The sequence below is a fragment of the Flammeovirga yaeyamensis genome, assembly GCF_018736045.1.
GTDB lineage: Bacteria > Bacteroidota > Bacteroidia > Cytophagales > Flammeovirgaceae > Flammeovirga > Flammeovirga yaeyamensis.
The window spans coordinates 1150843-1169832 of sequence record NZ_CP076132.1; the positions used below are offsets into that span (position 1 = coordinate 1150843).

14 protein-coding genes are annotated in these 18990 nt (G+C 34.6%); 8 read left to right on the forward strand and 6 right to left on the reverse strand.

The features are described 5' to 3' along the window. Positions 1 to 107 precede the first annotated feature (107 nt). Positions 108 to 1364 (forward strand): hypothetical protein, encoded by a 1257-nt coding sequence (locus KMW28_RS04470; protein ID WP_169664330.1) that lies wholly within the window; start codon positions 108 to 110, stop codon positions 1362 to 1364. Between the two features lie 63 nt (positions 1365 to 1427). Here the strand turns inward: KMW28_RS04470 and KMW28_RS04475 are convergent, their stop codons facing one another. Next, positions 1428 to 1715 (reverse strand): hypothetical protein, encoded by a 288-nt coding sequence (locus KMW28_RS04475; RefSeq protein ID WP_169664331.1) that lies wholly within the window; start codon positions 1713 to 1715, stop codon positions 1428 to 1430. 241 nt (positions 1716 to 1956) lie between these two features. On the opposite strand from KMW28_RS04475, the gene KMW28_RS04480 reads away from it, so the two are divergent. Together KMW28_RS04480 and KMW28_RS04485 are read left to right on the forward strand one after the other, a co-directional pair. Then, entirely contained in the window at positions 1957 to 2931 is a 975-nt protein-coding gene (locus KMW28_RS04480; protein ID WP_169664332.1) for an alpha/beta fold hydrolase, read from the forward strand. A gap of 297 nt (positions 2932 to 3228) precedes the next feature. Continuing rightward, on the forward strand, positions 3229 to 3570 hold the full coding sequence (locus KMW28_RS04485) for a cupin domain-containing protein (protein WP_169664333.1): 342 nt from the start codon (positions 3229 to 3231) through the stop codon (positions 3568 to 3570). A 45-nt stretch (positions 3571 to 3615) separates the two neighbouring features. On the opposite strand, the gene glgX is transcribed toward KMW28_RS04485, so the two are convergent. From glgX to KMW28_RS04505, 4 genes are all read right to left on the reverse strand, one after another. Further along, on the reverse strand, positions 3616 to 5694 hold the full coding sequence (glgX, locus tag KMW28_RS04490) for a glycogen debranching protein GlgX (protein ID WP_169664334.1): 2079 nt from the start codon (positions 5692 to 5694) through the stop codon (positions 3616 to 3618). 140 nt (positions 5695 to 5834) lie between these two features. Then, positions 5835 to 7148, reverse strand: a complete 1314-nt coding sequence (gene murA / locus KMW28_RS04495; RefSeq protein WP_066209915.1) for a UDP-N-acetylglucosamine 1-carboxyvinyltransferase — start codon at positions 7146 to 7148, stop codon at positions 5835 to 5837. 312 nt (positions 7149 to 7460) lie between these two features. Then, on the reverse strand, positions 7461 to 8099 hold the full coding sequence (locus tag KMW28_RS04500; RefSeq protein ID WP_169664335.1) for a peroxiredoxin family protein: 639 nt from the start codon (positions 8097 to 8099) through the stop codon (positions 7461 to 7463). 89 nt (positions 8100 to 8188) lie between these two features. After that, entirely contained in the window at positions 8189 to 9394 is a 1206-nt protein-coding gene (locus tag KMW28_RS04505) for a chorismate-binding protein (protein ID WP_169664336.1), read from the reverse strand. Positions 9395 to 9754: 360 nt separating this feature from the next. On the opposite strand from KMW28_RS04505, the gene KMW28_RS04510 reads away from it, so the two are divergent. The 5 genes from KMW28_RS04510 (at position 9755) to KMW28_RS04530 (ending at position 16396) form a co-directional block, all read left to right on the forward strand. Then, positions 9755 to 11542 (forward strand): DUF885 family protein, encoded by a 1788-nt coding sequence (locus KMW28_RS04510; RefSeq protein WP_169664337.1) that lies wholly within the window; start codon positions 9755 to 9757, stop codon positions 11540 to 11542. A 96-nt stretch (positions 11543 to 11638) separates the two neighbouring features. Then, a complete protein-coding gene (locus KMW28_RS04515; RefSeq protein WP_066209907.1) occupies positions 11639 to 12394 on the forward strand; it encodes an alpha/beta fold hydrolase in 756 nt (251 codons plus the stop codon). Positions 12395 to 12568: 174 nt separating this feature from the next. Then, the gene (locus KMW28_RS04520; protein ID WP_066209905.1) at positions 12569 to 13240 is read left to right on the forward strand and encodes a CBS domain-containing protein; all 672 of its coding nucleotides are present in this window, start codon (positions 12569 to 12571) and stop codon (positions 13238 to 13240) included. A 2-nt stretch (positions 13241 to 13242) separates the two neighbouring features. Then, entirely contained in the window at positions 13243 to 14139 is an 897-nt protein-coding gene (locus tag KMW28_RS04525) for an NAD kinase (protein WP_169664338.1), read from the forward strand. Between the two features lie 124 nt (positions 14140 to 14263). Continuing rightward, positions 14264 to 16396, forward strand: a complete 2133-nt coding sequence (locus tag KMW28_RS04530) for a M3 family metallopeptidase (protein WP_169664339.1) — start codon at positions 14264 to 14266, stop codon at positions 16394 to 16396. Positions 16397 to 16594: 198 nt separating this feature from the next. On the opposite strand, the gene recQ is transcribed toward KMW28_RS04530, so the two are convergent. Continuing rightward, positions 16595 to 18769, reverse strand: coding sequence for a DNA helicase RecQ (gene recQ, locus KMW28_RS04535; protein WP_169664340.1), 2175 nt, complete (start codon positions 18767 to 18769; stop codon positions 16595 to 16597). Positions 18770 to 18990 lie beyond the last annotated feature (221 nt).

An 18990-nucleotide genomic window follows, 5' to 3' on the forward strand; every position in this document is an offset into this window, starting at 1 on the left:
TAGTGAGACGGATGATTCGATAATATATTTGTATCATCTTAAATTATTATATGACTACTGTCTAATAACAACTGACTTCTATTTTTTTTTACAGCAAACCAATTAAAATGAAAAAGCTAAACCTAATTCTATGGATATTCTTATCCGTATTAACGCACACTATTTATGGACAAACCGTTTGGTTAGATGCCAAGGTGATTACGAATGAAATGGATACTTTATCAGGAAAAATTTTTGATAAAGGTATACCTAAAACCCCACAATCCGTTGATTTTGTATCAGACAAAGGAGTAGAGTTAGAACTAACTCCCCAAAACACCTATAAAATTATTAGTAGTGATCTCACACTATGGTCTCAAACAGTTGACCACGAAATTAGTGCTTCCCATAGTTTGGAAGCAATGTCAGATTCCTCGGGGGTGGAAACAAAAAATGAACAGCTTTTTGTTAAAAAAATTATTGGTGGTTCTAGACCTTTGTACATGTATAGATCCACAACAAAATCGAATTTTTATATTTTTGAAAATGAGAAATTAGTTCTATTAAAGTATAAGGTATATAAAAAAGATATCAGTAAAACGGAGAGCATACGATATGCTAAAGCCTATAATAAAATGTATTTAGGGCAGCTTTCTTATTACTTTAGAGGGCATCCAAAAACTATTTCTAAAATTAAATACACTAAACATCATATTTCCTCATTGCAAAGGTTATTCGAGGTGTATCAAAAGGAAGTTGGGGAGAGCGAAGTGATAGATGTTGTGAAAATGAAAGTGAAATTTGGTATTACTGCAGGCCAAACCTCTTCTTCAATTAATTTTGAAGGTCCCATGCAACCTGTGGTGAGAGTAGAAAATTATAGCAGGTCTTCTGCTTTTTACCCTGGAATCTCATTGGATATTATTTTACCAGTTAAAAATCAGAAATGGTCTATTTATAATGAGTTTGGTTTAATCAATTCAAAATATGAAGGTCAATATCAATCGTCTCATTATACGCATGATGTGATGTTGGATTTTAATTATTTTCAGATGATGAATATGGCTAGATATACTTTTTATCTATCAGAATCATCTAAACTGTTTTTGAATTTCGGTCTTACAAATTCATTTATGATGAATTCTAAAACAGAACGTTGGGTGAGTTATAATTTAGACAGTAATAGACCTCCAGATTTAAACGAGGCTTTTATTGGTTCAGACCCAAGAAGTCACTCAATGGGATTGATTGGAGGTTTAGGATTTAGATATAAAAAAATCGGAATTGAATATCGTTACGAAAGCAATGGAGGACCTTCCCCTTGGAGCTCAGTAAAGTCCACCATCAGCAGAAACTATTTCGTTGTCAATTTTCAAATCAACTAATTGATAATAAGTAAAAAGAGGAAAAATGTAACGAACATTTTTCCTCTTTTTTTTGTAAAACCATTATTTTAAAAAGCTCACTTTTACCGAAATCATCCACTCGTCTTCTGCAAGAGGATCGGGTGCACTATCAAATGGCTCTGAGAAAATAAGATGCTTACCAAGGGCAACCCTACATTCAAGTACTTTTCTTTCTTGTACCTCAAATAAGAACTCTACCTCTTTGTCAGAATTATCTGCTTTGTCGTTAATTCCAACTGTATAATTATTAATAATTTCTTCTAATGCTGGGTATGCTGATCCTTTGTCTTTTTTAGCCATACCTACCCAATTAATTTTCGAAAATTTCATGTCACTTTGCTTGTTAATTTTTCGTTTGTTTGCGGTGTTAGTTGTTATCAATTCAAAATGCGATTATCAAATTTGCTTTAGAATTTTAAAAAATGATGATAATAACGTAAATCGTTGAAAATTGTGAAATTTTACGGAAATTTAATGATAATTATTCAATAAATGTAAATGATTGTGATTAAATTTTTAATTAATATCATTTGATAGTTTTCACTTACTGCTTAACAAAAGAAATACACCTATGAAACTATGTCCACACCAACTGGTATTTGTGATCATTTTTTTATTTAGTGGAGTGTTATTTGGTCAGGATTATCGCCCAATAGATGAGGTGATTCATGTATCAAATAATCATGAGACCATGCCGGTAAAAGTACATGGAAATATGAATGCTAAAACACTGCTTTTAGTTGTACATGGAGGTCCTGGAAGTTCGGTAGATGACTACCGTACGTTTAATGGAAAAACAGGGCTTCAGTTAGTAGAGAAAAGCACCCTCGTGGCTTATTGGCAACAAAGAGGGGCAGGAGACTCCAAAGGAGTAGACGATAAAAAGTATTATACCATAGATCAATATGTATCTGATTTGGATCATGTAGTAGATGAGATGCACGAAGTATTTCCTCATAAAAAAATTGTTCTTTTTGGACATAGTTGGGGAGGGATGCTCAGTTCATCTTATTTGTCATTACCAGAACATAGAGCAAAGATTTCTGCATGGATAGATGCAGCGGGAGTTACCGACGGTACGAAGTTATTAGAATATGCTTTTGATGATGTTGATGCCGTAGTAAAGGAACATTTGACACAAGAAGAAAACTTAGATTTTTGGAAGGATGTAGCAAAGCAGAAAACACCTCAAAATTCTTCTCTTTTGGCATATTACATTTTAGATAAAATGCCTGATGCTCATCGTTATGTAAACATCGAAAAAATGCAATGGTCCGAGAGAGCAATTGCCTCAAACAATTCACTTATTCCTGAAGTGCTCCTAACGAACAATAATCAAAACATGGAAGCATTGGATTTCCCTATTTTATTGATTTGGGGTAAATACGATTATTGTGTATCTAAAAAACTGAGAGATGAATTAATTGAGCATTTAGATGCAGAAAAAATTACTTCTGTAGAACTTCCTCATTCGGGACATTATATGATGATGAATGAACCTGAATTATTTTCGAAGAAAGTAGGAGAGTTTCTAGATAAAATATAGTCTGGTTTTTCATCAAATACTATTTGATGTAAACAAGATTCGATTTCTACAAAGAACGGGTTGATTGATATTGACCCGATTTTTTTGTAATCACTTGAATTATAATGATTGTTAGTGGTTAAAATCACTGATTATTAATGATGTATATTCTTGAAAATGAATAAGTGCTACTCTAATTTTGAATCATTCTAAATAAAAGACTAATTTATCTTTTATTTAACTCAATAATAAATCAATTCCAATTGGGGGTTGATTTATTGAAATCAATAGATTATTTCACATTAAAATTTTAAGAAAATGCTAACATCATCTGTATTAAAAAACATAGAATTCAACTCACAAAGACCTGTTGTAAACGTATTGTTTGAAACGAATTTTACCAAAGAGATTCGTATTGCAATGGAGAGTGGGGTCGAAATGAAAGAACATAAAACACAATATCCTATTGTTGTAGAATTAGTAGATGGTAAGCTAGATTTTGGAGTAGAAGGAGAAATTCATCATTTAGAGAAAGGAGATATTTTAGCTTTAGATGGAGGTATTCCTCATAATTTAATTGCCAAAGAAAATAGCATAGTTCGTTTAACCCTTACAAAATACGATACATCGGATAGAGTAAAAGATGTAGCTTCTAAATAAAAAATAACCCCACAGACTAAATAAGAAGTCTGTGGGGTTATTGTCTTAATAAGATTGCAACACCACTACTGATCTCGGGTTCAGGGTCATTTTGCCTGCTGTTACAATTGGCGCCTCATCATATTCGTAAATATCTTCTGGAGCCTCTTTACTTGTATCAATCATACCTTTCCATTCTGTATGCTGTGCATAAATGGTAGGTTCAGGAATTTCAAATTCTAATTTCTCCCAATAGGTATTGACCATCACGTAAAGTTGTTCTCCTGTATTTGGAGAGGTCAACATATAAGCAATTGCGTGGGAATTATCATTCCAATCTGGATAATCAAATTCGCAGCCATGCCAAGTAATGATTGGTCTTCTTGCTCTTGCTTTAGAACTCCAGAAACGCTCTGTTTGGAAAACCTCGTGCTTTAGATTAAACTGAATTAGTTTTTTCACAAAGCGTAAAGTATCCTCATGTTGATTAGGATCGTTCCAGTTGAACCAACTTAGATCGTTATTCTGACAGTAAGCGTTATTGTTACCATGTTGGGTTCTTCTTACTTCATCACCCATTAAAATCATAGGTGTTCCTTGAGAAAGGAGTAGTAAAGTGAAGAAGTTTTTCATCTGCTTCTTACGAAGATGTTCGATTTCCCAATTATCAGTTCCTCCTTCGTGACCGTGGTTCCAGCTGAAGTTATCGTTGGATCCATCTCTATTGTCTTCGCCATTGGCTAAATTGTGCTTCTCGTTATAAGACAGCAAATCGTTCATGGTAAAGCCATCATGACAAGTAATAAAGTTGATACTACGGTTAGGATCTCTTTCTTCTTGATTTTGGAAAACGTGATGTGATCCTTCTACACAACCTGCAAAAGCACCTACCAGCTTATCATCTCCTTTGACAAAACGACGAAGTACATCTCTATACACTCCATTCCATTCTGACCAACGGTCGCCAACAAACGATCCTACTTGATATAAACCAGCAGCATCCCAAGCTTCGGCAATCATTTTAGTACCAGCAAGAATTGGATCGGACTCGATTTCCCAAAGAATTGGAGGGTTTTCTGATGGATTACCGTACTCGTCTCTCGAAAGTACTGAAGCCAAATCGAAACGGAAACCGTCAACGTGCATCTCCGATACCCAATAACGAAGGGAGTCCATAATCATTCTTCTTACGATGGAATGATTGGCGTTAAAGGAGTTACCACAACCAGAGAAATCTAAGAATTTATAGTTGTTGTGACGATCTAAAATATAATAAGTCGAAGCATCCAAACCTTTAAAGTTGATGGTTGGACCTTCTTCTGGATTAACCTCGGTTGTATGGTTGTACACTACATCAAGGATTACTTCGATTCCTGCTTTGTGTAATGCCTTTACCATGTCTTTGAATTCTCTCACAGGTGCTGTTGGATCTTTCTGATCCATGGCATATAAAGAGTGAGGAGCAAAGAAGTTAATTGGAGAATATCCCCAATAGTTGATGCGGTTTTTAGGCGCATCGTGTGGATCAAATTGATAAATTGGAAGTAATTCTACAGCCGTAATTCCTAACTCTTGTAAGTAAGGAATCTTTTCTATCAGACCTGCATAAGTACCTCGTTTTTCATCATTTAAACCTGAAGATGGATCTTTAGTAAATCCTTCTACATGCATTTCATAGATAATGGTCTTCGAATACGGACGAGATAAAGGTTTATCATCTTCCCAATCGTATTCTCTATCATCAATGACAATACTTTTTAATGCGTGCAAGCAATTGTCACCCGGACGGATGGCTGCTTTACGAGAATAGTTGTCGTTCATGCACACAGCTTTCGCATAGGGGTCGACCAATACTTTACTACCGTCGAACCAAGCCCCTTTTTCAGGAAGGAAGTCGCCAAATGCTCTATAGCCATACACCTGACCATGACCAATGCCTTCTACGAAAACGTGCCAATAATAGAATGTTTTGTTTGTTTGTGGATTTAATCGAATAACATGGAAAGGTCTTGGACTGTCCTTGTCATTAAATAAAAGTAATTCAATAGCTGTTGCACCCTTCGAATAAATACAAAAATTGGTTCCTTTATCGGTAACCGTAGCACCTAATGGGTAACTGCTACCTTTTGAGTGTTTTATACTCATCGCACAATAATATTTTGATAGTTATTTTATTTATATCGAAACTATGTAGGGACGTTGCACTGCAACGTCCGTACTAATTGTAGTCCGTACTGACCTTACAACGTCCCTACAATTTCAATAAGATGAGGGATTAGCCTCAATTAACGTCTTTCTATTTTAGCACCAAGTGCCTTTAAACGACCTTCGATATCTTGATATCCACGATCGATCTGATCAATGTTGGAAATCACAGAAGTTCCTTCGGCAGATAAGGCAGCGATTAATAATGCTACACCTGCTCTAATATCAGGAGAACTCATTCTGATTCCTTTTAAATTCGACTGTCTGTTCATACCAATAACAGTAGCTCTATGCGGATCGTTCAGGATGATTTGTGCACCCATATCAATAAGCTTATCCACGAAGAACAAACGACTTTCGAACATTTTCTGATGTACTAGCACTGTACCTTTTGCTTGAATAGCAGTTACCAATACAATACTTAATAAATCGGGAGTGAATAATGGCCAAGGGCCGTCGGCCACTGTAAGGATAGAACCATCGATAAAACGGTCTAATTGATAAGAATCCTGAGCAGGGATAAAGATATCATCTCCTCTAAATTCCATTTGGATACCTAAACGCTTAAATACCGTTGGAATTTGTCCAAGCTCATCAATACGACAGTTTTTGATGGTGATTTCAGATTGAGTCATGGCTGCTAAACCAATGAAACTACCAATTTCAATCATATCCGGAAGCATTGTGTGAGTTGTTCCACCCAATCTTTCTACTCCTTCAATAGTTAGTAAATTCGATCCATGTCCAGTAATGTTAGCCCCCATACGGTTCAACATTTTACATAATTGTTGGATGTATGGTTCACAAGCAGCGTTGTAAAGAGTGGTTTTCCCTTTTGCCATTACAGCTGCCATAATTACATTGGCAGTACCTGTTACAGAGGGTTCGTCTAGTAAGATGTATGAACCATGAAGGTCCGTAGCATCAATTTTGAAGAAACCGTCTTTTGTATAATCGAATTTTGCTCCTAAAGTTTTGAAACCTAAGAAGTGAGTATCTAATCTTCTACGTCCAATTTTATCTCCACCCGGCTTAGGAATTTTACCTTTACCAAAACGAGCTAATAATGGTCCTAATACCATGATAGAACCACGTAGTTTAGAAGCTTTTTGAGAATATTCTTCAGTTTGTAAATGATCAATATTTACATCCTTAGCGATAAACTCAAAAGATCCTTCTCCTATTTTTTTCACTTTTACCCCGAAATCTTTTAAGATGTCAATCAGTTTCATGACATCAATAATATTGGGGATGTTGTGTATAGTTACTTTTTCTTCCGTTAAGAGTACGGCACACAAAATCTGTAGTGCCTCATTTTTTGCACCTTGAGGTGTAATTTCGCCTTTTAAGCGGTGACCACCTTCAACTATAAATTCTCCTTGTCCTGTTGACATAGTAGTGGGATAATAATTCAGAGATAATACCGATTTCTGATGGTTAAAATTTAATAGATCTATCCTACAGAAACCATCAAAGCAAACTTTATCAGAAAGCCTTTAAAACTTGATCTTACCAAAGATTTCCTTTGATAAAACCACGTTTAAAAAATATGAGATACTTTATTAAAAAGTATCTCACATCAATATTAATCATTTATAGTAAAAAACACTATGTACAACAGTGATTTCGTTGCTTTTTTTAGTAATAATTTTCATTCTGAACGATCATTCAAATTATCCGTATCAAAAAGTAAGGATAAGAGGGAATTATTGTTCAGCATTTATAGCTTCTATCATCGCTGTAGGGGACATACGAATACTGTATTGAGGATTGTATTGTTTGGCGATAATTTTCATGTTTTTATCGACAATATATGTGGCAGGAACAGGCAGGGAAGCATTATGTAATGCGTTATTTGCTGCAATGTCTGTCATTAAAAAGGTTTTGATTTTTTTCTGATACTTTTCTGTCACTTCAAAAGTTACTTTGTAGTTGTTCATTACACTCATATCAGTATCTGATATCATAGGGAAAGTAAACTTTTTCTTTACCGCAAATTTGTCTAAACTTTCTTTTTCTTCAGGGCTTACCATGACGATTTTAGCACCTGTATCATAAATGTAATCTAAAGAATCTCTGATGGATTTAAGATGTTTGTAACAAGACGGACACCAACTTCCTCTAAAGAAATTCACGATAACAGGACCGTCTTTTACCATTTCTGAAAGCATAATTTTCTCCCCATTTTGGTCAGTGCCACTAAAATCCGGGGCAGTATCACCTACATTTAATCCAGGCTGTAAAGTCTCTACTTTAATTCCGTATTTAGCGTAAATATCTTTTTCTTGGGCGTAACTGTAAACTTGTAGGGTCATCAATAAGATGAAAGTGATAATCTTTTTCATAAGTGTAGATAAGAAAGGGTATAAAAAAAGTGTTTTCAGTTTATTAGACAATTGAAAACACTTTTCCTTACAAAAATAGGGGTTTATTTTTATGAATTTAGATGTTTAAGCATCGTATCCATCTTTATTTCAGTTTCGTTCCATTCTTTTTCAGGATCTGAATCGGCTGTTATTCCGGCACCTGCATACAGAAGGGCATGATCATTAAAAAGCTGTAGACATCTTAAATTAACGAATAAATGATGTCTATTTTCCAAGCCAATTGGACCAATGTAACCACTGTAAATAGAACGGTTATATTGTTCGTTCCGAAGAATAAAATCGGTAGCAATTTCTTTTGGCATTCCGCATACAGCAGAAGTAGGATGAAGTAAATCTAACATCACAGTGCCTAATTGTGGAAAATTAGTTGTTTTAGTATCTACTTTAAACTCTGTACATAAGTGTAAAAGGTGAGCGGCTGCAACTGTTCTAGGACCAATTTCTTCAAACTCTCTCAATCGAATCTTTTTAAAGCAATTGATGATATATCTACTAACTAAAGCCTGTTCCTCAATTTCTTTACTTTTCCATGAAGCTTCTTTAGGAGAGATGCCGTTACTCGCTTGAGTGCCAGCCAAGGCAACAGTTTTAAAAATACCGTGCTCATCTACGCTAATTAAAGTTTCTGGAGAAGCACCCAACCAAAGGCCAACATTTGGAATGTAACAGATAGATACAAATGCGGCAGGGTAAGATTCACTTAACTTCTGAAAGAACTCAAAAGGAGAAAAATCTTCTTTTAGTTTTGCCTCTTTTGTTCTTGATAACACTACTTTAGTAAACTCTTCGTTTTGCATTGCTTCTACGCTTTCTGCAACGATAGAAGTAAAGTGTTCTTTGGAAGTAGGAGGGAAATGTTCTTTCAACATATTACCTTTCCACCTTTTTAAAGGCTGGTCGGGATCAAAACTGTGTATTTCGTGTTCTACTCTTTCCTTAATGGATAAATCATATGAATTCGAAAAGTCAATATGATCCATTTCGGTGGTATAATAAATATCAGCAGGAATTAAATAAGCTTGCTTGTCTTTCGCTTGAAAAGGGTGGGCCAAGAAACCATTCGGTAATTCTTCAAGATCAGCAGATACTTTTAATGCCTCTTTTTGTAATGAGACCACAATGCTTTGTGTATTTTCAAAAGGCATTTTCCAAGCGGCAAATGGTTGTCCGCTTTCTAAAGCTACAGAAAAGAGATGTTCGAATGAAAGTGTCTCTAATACTATTTGATCTATTTTTTGCTCTTTATTTTTCAAATTTCAGGTGCGAAGTTTAATTAAATAACTTATTATCAATGAATAAGTTCTATTCTGTTAATATTTATTAGCCTAGTATTTGCAAATTTAGAAGTATTTCAACTTTTTTTGTTGAAGTTTTCTGCTAACATTTTAAAAATCAGCTTAAAATTACTTTAAAGTTGACTTCATAGAAAAGTAAGAATAAGGTTTTTTTATCAAAGAATGAAATTCAATAAAATATACCGAGATTATATCCTCCAAAAATTAACTCTTCATATTAAAAAAAGATGGGGATTATATCTACGTACCATAATCTTTTCTTTACTTTTTTATATGGTAGGCGATGTATTAAATAATTGGTATTTCCGCCCATCAAAAATGTATACCTTGCTCGATCGTTTTTTCTACGAATACACTTTAACTCACCCTGAGTTATTGACGAAAACGAAAGCATTTAAGTGGCCTTATGCTCCAGAAACCCTAGAAAGTCATTTAAATAATGAGTCCACCATTCAGAGCAAAAGAGATTTTGAATACCTGAAAGGAGAGTTGGAATTTTTGAATCGTTACGATCAACAAGGTCTAACGGAACAAGAAGAATTATCCAGGGAGACTTTTGAATTTATTATGGATGTAAGCATTCTGGATCGTTGGATTTATAAGAATGTAAAATATCCAATTGATCAGATTACAGGTATTCAGGTACAGTTACCATTGTTTATGGTGAACAACCATACCATTGACAATGTCAATCAAGCCTATAATTATGTGAGCAGATTAGAGGAAATTCAAAATAAAGTATCTGAATTGATCTCCGGAAAGAGTTTATATCCGAATGCTGCTGAAGATCAGATTACATCAAAAGGTATTTTATACCGAAGACCCTTTGAATCGTTAGAAGAGAGTATTCATCATTTTAATATTAATGATGGTCAAGCTTTGCCTCCAAAGAGTACTTTAAGACTCATCAATTTACAGCTAGAAGCATTTCTTTCTGCTCCATTAGAGGAGAATATTTTCTATGTTGATTTTATCAATAAGCTTGAAAAGATAGAGGATGAGAACCTCATTAGTCAGTTACCCGAATTAAAATATAGAGCTAAAAAGGCCATTGAAGGTGCCGTTATTCCATCTTTTGATGCACTTAAAAGAACTTTGGAAGAATTGGAATTTCAAGCAGAAGAAGAGATTACTTTGATGCGTTTTGGCAAGGAAGGCGACAATTATTACAGGCATTTACTCCAATATCATTTAGGTTTAAATAAAGAGGAAATAGAAGGAGAATACCGACCTAGAAACCTCAATTATATGGCCAAAAAGATGGTAAGAGTAGAGAAGCAAAAAGTAAATACGCTGTTAGATTCTTTAGGAATACCTGATGGTAAATTGCAAGACCGATTCCATCATTTTATAAAAAGATATCCTCTTCAAAAAACGAAAAACTCTATTGTTAACTTTTATGAGGCCTACAATCAGTCACCAAGAATGGTTGAGGGATCAAAATTGCCTATAGAAGTGAGCTACTTTCCAGAGTACGTTCGAAACTTTTCTTTTGAACCTTTTTATTGTGAGGGAAGTTTTGATAATAGTAGAAAGGGGCATGTTTATATCAATAAATCATTAAGTGATTATGAAACATACATGCTTGAGACGTATGCGGTATCTACTTATGCTTTGCATGAATGGTCTGATACTAAAATAAAAAATAGTACTATTCCTTTGTTTAGAAGAGAACTAAAACTCTCTTATACTTCCGAATTTTGGAAGAATATTTATGTATCTGCTTACTACAAAAATGCCTCTCAGGAAAAACAAGTACTATATGCTTTTTGGAGACTAAATAATGCCTTATTGATGTGGTGTGATATAGGTATTCATCACTTTTTATGGACAAAAAACGAAGCATTACGCTACGTTGAGGAGAACTCTGCGTTAAATTATGTTGATGTTGAACGCATAGTCGAGGAGACTACAGCACAGCCAGCGAAGTTTTCTTCCATGGGATTTGGAATGTATTTGTCCGATAAATTTCAAAAGGAATTAGAGATAAGTATTGATAATCAAGAAGGTAAGGGTAGATTATTGAATGTGTTTAAAGAAGGTGCTTTAACCTTATCTAGCTTTGAAGCACTTCTTTTTGGTAAAGAGAGTAACGTAAATGAATGAAATGTTAATAAACAACTCATAATAAGTTACTAAAGCTAAAAATATAATCGTATCTTTGCACGTATTTTTACAATGAATATTGCAATTATTTAAGAAATGAGTTTAACTGTCCGAGAAAAACACGGTTTTAAATACATAGATGAGGGTGAAGGAGAAGTACTAATTCTCTTACACGGATTATTCGGTGCTTTAAGTAACTGGTCTGATGTTCTTAGTTACTTTTCAGGGAGATATCGTGTATTAATTCCTATGTTGCCAATTTACGATTCACCAAGAAACGAATCGAATTTGGAAGGACTTGTTGCCTATACAGAAAAATTTGTCGCTGACTTTGAGCTTAACGAATTTTCTCTTTTAGGAAATAGTTTAGGTGGTCACGTAGCTTTATTGTACACATTAGCCAACCCTGAAAGAGTAAAGAAACTTATCCTTACAGGATCTTCTGGCTTGTACGAATCAGGTATGGGATTATCTTATCCAAAAAGAGGTTCTTATGACTTTATTAAAGATAGAGTTGCTTACACATTCTACGATCCTGCAGTAGCTTCTAAAGAATTAGTAGATGAGTGTTATGAAGTAACATCTGATAATGCGAAGTGTTTAAGAATTGTATATTACGCAAGATCTGCACAAAAGCATAACCTTCGTGAAGAATTAAAGAACATCAAATGCCCTACTCAATTGATTTGGGGCTTGAACGATACAATTACTCCTCCTTCAGCAGGACATGAGTTTAACCGATCGATACCAAATTCACAATTGCATTTTATCGACAAGTGTTGTCATGCACCAATGATGGAACATCCGAATAGATTTAACATGTTAGTGGACGATTTCTTGAGAAATAACTAACAATAATGTAAGTTTAGAGATACCTTTCTCATTTTCTCTAAATGTTATACATTTTTTTGGATGAGAATGTGCGAATGCACAACCAATTTGGGAGGTAAATGTTGATTTTTGTCAACACTTTTATCTCCCAAATTGTTTATATATACATATCTTTTCATCAAACACTAAGATGATATGCAATTAGCAAAAGATTTGTTGACAACTACATTGCCAACCATTCACCCAGATACCGCTTTAGAATGTGTGTTTTCTTATTACGAAGAAAATAACATTCTATCCTTGCCTGTCTTGAAAAAAGACAAGTATATAGGTATGGTTATGGAGCAAGACTTTTTTGACCTAGACCTAAGCCAAGGAGTAAAATCTGTAAAACTCCCATTATCAAACGAAGACGTTTCTGTTTTACCCTCAACACATTTATATGACTGCCTTAGAATTGTAGACGAATTCGATGTAGAAATAATTCCTGTTGTTGATAAAGAGGATAAATATCATGGAACCATTATCGTCAAGGATATGATGGATAAGGTGGCAAGACTACATGCGGATCAAATCGAAGGAAGTATTGTCGTGCTTAGAATAGAAGCTATACATTATTCTTTAGAAGATCTTAGTCGTTGGGTAGAAACAAATAATGTCAAAATATTAAGTTCTTTTGTAGAAGTGGATAATAACGACTCTAAAATGGTGATCGTTACCCTAAAGTTAAATACAATGAAAGTGGATGCTGTATTGGCTACATTCGAACGTTTTAGTCTTAACGTGATTTATTCTTCTGCTTCTGCCGAAGGAAAAGACGATTCTAAAGATCGATTGGACAATCTGATGCGCTACCTAGAACTCTAAAAATGAAATTAGCTTTACACAGTCGCAAACTTGAAAAAGAGAGAAGTGGTTTTTTAATAAATGCCATCAAAGAAATTCTCAATAGAAAAGAATTTGAATTGATGATTTCTGATGGTCTTGCACTTTATCTCGGAAATATAGATCCTGAAATTGGTAAGTCTCTACCTGTTTTTAACTCTACAGAACATCTTAGAGGGGTAGATTTTATGATTTCTATTGGAGGAGACGGAACTCTTTTAGAAGCGCTTACTTATGTGCAGGAGTTAGAGATACCTATCGTTGGTGTAAATGCTGGTAGATTAGGATTCCTAGCTTCTATACAAAGAGAGAATTTTACGCATACACTAGAAGCATTGATCAATGGGTTCTTTTCTATAGAAGAACGTACAATGCTCACTTTGGTAAGTGATAGAGAAGATTTATTTGGAGGAATTAAATTCGGATTAAACGAATTTACGATCCTTAAAAGAGATACTTCCTCTATGATTGTCGTTCATACTTATCTAAATGGAGAATACCTCAATTCTTATTGGGCAGATGGTTTAATTGTTTCCACACCATCTGGATCTACTGGATATTCTTTGAGTGTTGGAGGACCTGTCGTTATTCCTGGCTCAGAGAACTTTATTATCTCTCCGGTATGTCCACATAACTTAAATGTAAGACCTTTAATCATTTCAGACAAAAGCGTTATTTCTTTTGAGATTGAAGGTAGAAGTAAAAACTTTTTAGTGTCTTTAGATTCAAGATCTGAAGCAGTGGATGCATCTATTGAATTGGCAGTGAAAAAATGTCCATTTAAAGCCAAATTGGTGAACATTGGTGGTGGAGAAAAATTCTTAGATACACTTAGAAAAAAATTACATTGGGGATTGGATCGCAGAAATCCCGACGAATAAATTAGACTCTATACGAATACTATAAGATAGAGGTAAACATATATTTAAACTCGACTATGGCCTATTTTAGATAATCATTTATCTGATATAGGTCTATAATTTAATTAACCATATATTTTCAAAAATGAAAAACAATTTCCGTTCAATTATTGGAATAACTTCTTTATTCATCCTGCTTTTTGGGTGTGATAAAGCGTCTAACAACAAAGAAACAACATCGGATAATATGCTATTACAAGAGTGGGAAGGTCCTTATGGCGGAACCCCTGCGTTTGATAAAATGCAAGTGTCAGATTTAAAAGAAGCTATTGTTAAGGGCATTGAAATTCATCTTAATGAAATTGATGAAATTTCGAATAATACTGCCCCAGCTACTTTTGAAAACACGATTTTAGCTATGGAAAAAGCAGGGTCTGACTTAGATAGAGTATTTACTTATTATGGGATTTGGAGATCGAATATGTCTTCTCCTGAACTTCGTCAGATCGCAAAGGAATTGGCACCTATCATTTCTGATTATTCATCAAAAATTAATCAAAATGACAAGCTGTACCAAAGAATTAAAAAGGTGCATGCAGATAGTAAAACAACACCTCTAGAGCAAGAAGCACAAAGAATTACAGATTTATATTACATTGGTTTTGTAATGAAGGGTGCTGATTTAAATGCTGAGAAGAAAAAGCGTTATGCAGAAATCGATAAAGAATTATCTACTTTATATTCTGATTTTTCTAATAACGTTTTAGCTGATGAAGAAAGTTATGTTGTCTACCTTACTGACAAACAGTTGAGCGGTTTACCAGAATCTTTTGTAAAGTCTGCAGCTAAACAAGCAGAAGAAAGAGGTAAGAAAGGTCAGTATGCTGTATTGAATACAAGATCTTTTATGGAACCTTTCCTAACTTATTCTGATGAAAGAGAGTTAAGAAAGCAGGTTTGGACAAATTACATCAAGCGTGGAGATAACCGTGATGAGCACGATAACAATAAAATTATTGCTCAAATTCTTAAGTTAAGAGATGAAAGAGTGAAATTGATGGGTTATGCTAACTATGCGACTTGGCGTTTACAAGATCGTATGGCTAAGAATCCAGCAAATGCTATGGATTTGATGGAGAAGGTATGGGCTGCTTCAGTAAAGACAGTGCATAAAGAAGTAAAAGATATGCAATCTGTTGCTAACAAGAGAGGTGATAAAATAACTATTGAGCCTTGGGACTACAGATATTATGCAGAGAAAGTACGTAAAGCGAAATACGATCTAGATTCTGATGAGGTAAAACAATACCTTCAATTAGAAAAGTTAAGAGAAGGAATGTTTATGGTAGCAGGTGAACTTTTCGGTTTTGAATTCAAAGCATTACCAAAAGGTAAAGTTCCTGTATTCCATGAAGACGTTCGTGTTTGGGAAGTATTAAACAAAGAAAACGGAGAACTAATCGGTTTGTGGTATTTAGATCCATATGCAAGAAAAGGTAAACGTTCTGGTGCTTGGGCAACTACATACAGAAGCTTTACATCTTTCGAAGGAAAGAAAATCGTGCTAGCATCAAACAATTCTAACTTTATTAAGCCTGCTCCAGGAGAAGTATCGTTAGTATCTTGGTCAGATGCTGAAACGTTCTTCCATGAATTTGGGCACGCACTTCACTTCTTATCAGCCAATGTAAAATATCCAAAGTCGAATAGCGGCGTAAGAGATTATACAGAATTTCAATCTCAGTTATTGGAAAGATGGTTGCCAACTGATAAAGTAATCAATGGCTTCTTAACTCATGTGAAGACAGGTGAGCCAATGCCACAAGCATTAGTGAAGAAAATTAAAGCTGCAGCGACGTTTAATCAAGGATTCTCTACAACAGAATACTTAGCGTCAGCTTTGATGGATATGAAATATCACACTACTGATGTTTCGAATATTGATCCGATCACATTTGAGAAAGAGACATTAGACAAATTAGGTTTACCAAAAGAAATCGTAATGCGTCATAGATCAACTCAATTTGGTCACGTATTCTCAGGCGAAGGCTATGCTGCCGCTTACTATGGTTACCTATGGGCTGATGTATTAACTTCTGATGCTGCAGAGTTATTTGAAGAATCGCCAAAAGGATATTATGATAAAGAAATTGCAGAGAAATTAGTGAAATATCTATTTGCTCCTAGAAACGCCATAGATCCAGCAGAAGCTTATAGAATGTTTAGAGGTCGTGATGCAGATTATAAAGCATTAATGAGAGATAGAGGGTTTATGTAGGCAGAATTTCTTGTAAACAAAGAGCTCCTGAAATTTACATAATTTCAGGAGCTCTTTGTTTACAACTAATAAGTGATAACTAATAATTATTAAAATGACATTACAAATAAGACTGAACCAACGCTTTATATTGAAGTTTAAATCAGTTATTTCTTACCTTTTACCTATTAGTTATTCCTTATTACCTAATCCTTCATCCTAATTCGCCACCTCAGACAAGAACTTCACTCTCACCAAACGAATCTCATCCTCACCAATTTCTTCATCAAGTTCATCAAACGCATCGTCTAAAGAATCGGAGTCAGCATTCATGAAATAATCATAGATTTCGTCAATACGGTCTTCGTCCATGATAGTTTCAATGTAATAATCAAGATTAAGTTTGGTGCCGGAGTCACAGATATTTTCGATTTCATCCAAAACATCATCAAAAGATATTTTGAGTGTCTCGGCAATATCTTCAATATCTTGTTTTCTATCAATATGTTGAATGATAGTGATTTTTGACTTCGATTTATTGACGGTTGATTTCACTACTACATCTTTAGCTGTAGTGATTTCATTTTGTTCAACATAATCAGCAATGATATCGACAAATGGTTTCCCGAACTTTTTGGCTTTACCTGCACCAACGCCATTAATTTGCATTAATTCTTCGGTATTGGTAGGGTAGGTTGTGGCCATTTCTTCTAGAGAAGGTTCTTGGAAGATCGCATATGGTGGAATACCTTTTTGATGGGCAAGTTTCTTTCTTTTTGCTTTTAGAATATCAAAAAGCTCTTTATCAAAAGCATTGGTGACAACAGTTTCTTCGTTGAGTGCTTCTAATTCACTTGGCCATTGGTAATCTTGTGTGAATTCGATATCAAAAGGTGTTTTTTGGAATTCTTTTCCCTTTTCTGTCACTTTGATGATCGTGACGTTATCCACATCTTTAGTCAAGAATCCATGAATCATGGATTGTCTGATAATGGACTCCCAATATTGATTGTCTTCATCCTTACCTTTACCATAACAGTTTAACTCATTATGGTGATAGCTATCTACATAGTCGGAAGGAGTAGCCGTAATCACATCGCAAATGTGATTGATGCCAAATCTCTCTTCTGTTTCAAATGTAGCTTCTAAAGCAAGTAGAATTTTATCTTTCGCATTAAAACGTGTGTGCTTTGTTTTACAGTTGTCGCAATGTCCACAATTGTGATCTACTTTTTCTCCAAAGTAATGGAGTAGTTGTCGAGTTCTACAAACAGAAGAATTCGCATAATAGCTTATTTCCTGTAGTAGTATGTGTACATTTTCTCTTTCTGTTACTGATTTGTCCTTGTGGAATTTTTCTAGTTTTGCAACATCCTCAGGACTGTAAAGCATCATACAGTAAGATTCAAGACCATCACGTCCAGCACGGCCAGTTTCTTGATAATAACCCTCTAATGATTTTGGTGCATCATAGTGCACAACAAAACGCACATCAGGCTTATCGATACCCATACCAAAAGCAATAGTGGCTACAATAACATCACAATCCTCATTAAGGAAGGCATCTTGATTGGCCATACGAGTGCCCGATTCCATTCCAGCATGATAAGGTTGTGCATTGATACCATTGATACGTAAAAACTCGGCTACTTCCTCTACTTTTTTACGGCTAAGGCAGTATACAATACCCGATTTATTTTGATGCTGACGAATAAATTTAATCAGCTGTACTTTTGGATCTTTTTTAGGATGAACTTCATAATACAGATTATCTCTATGGAAAGAAGACAAGAATATATTCGCATCTTCCATCTTTAAGTTTTTCTGTATATCAGCTCTTACTTTAGGAGTCGCTGTTGCTGTTAAGGCAATAATTGGTAGATCTCCAATAGCTTCTATAATCTGCTTAATTCTCCTATATTCAGGACGGAAATCGTGTCCCCATTCAGAAATACAGTGGGCCTCATCAATAGCGATAAAGGATATATTCGATTTCTGAAGTAATTCGATGTTTGCTTCTTTAGTTAATGATTCTGGTGCCACATAAAGTAGCTTGGTTTTACCTTCAAGAGTTTCCTTTTTTACTTTATTCGCTTCACTTTTAGAAAGCGTAGAATTTAGAAAACTAGCATTCACCCCAAGGGCCTGTAATTGGTCGACTTGGTTTTTCATCAATGCAATTAAAGGAGAAATTACAATAGCTGTTCCTTCCTGCATTAAGGCGGGAAGCTGATAGCATAGAGATTTTCCCGCTCCTGTTGGCATGATGACAAACGTATTTTTTCTTTCAAGAATATGAGTAATAATCACTTCTTGGTTGCCCCTAAACTGATTATATCCAAATACCTCTTTTAGTTTGTCTTTTAATGCAAATTGTACCTTAGTACTTGTCATATAACAATTATATAAATAGTTATCTGATCAAAAGTTGATTTGATAACAGTTTTTTTATCGTGTTTAAGTTGGAAGAGAGGTGAATAATTCATCTTCTTTCTTACCGTTTATGAATATACTAAATCACGGTTAGTTTTCATAACAGAATTTAAAATGCAAAGTTAATAACTGCATCTTAAAATGTTAACAAATTGAAATTTAATGATATAAAAAAGGTCTAA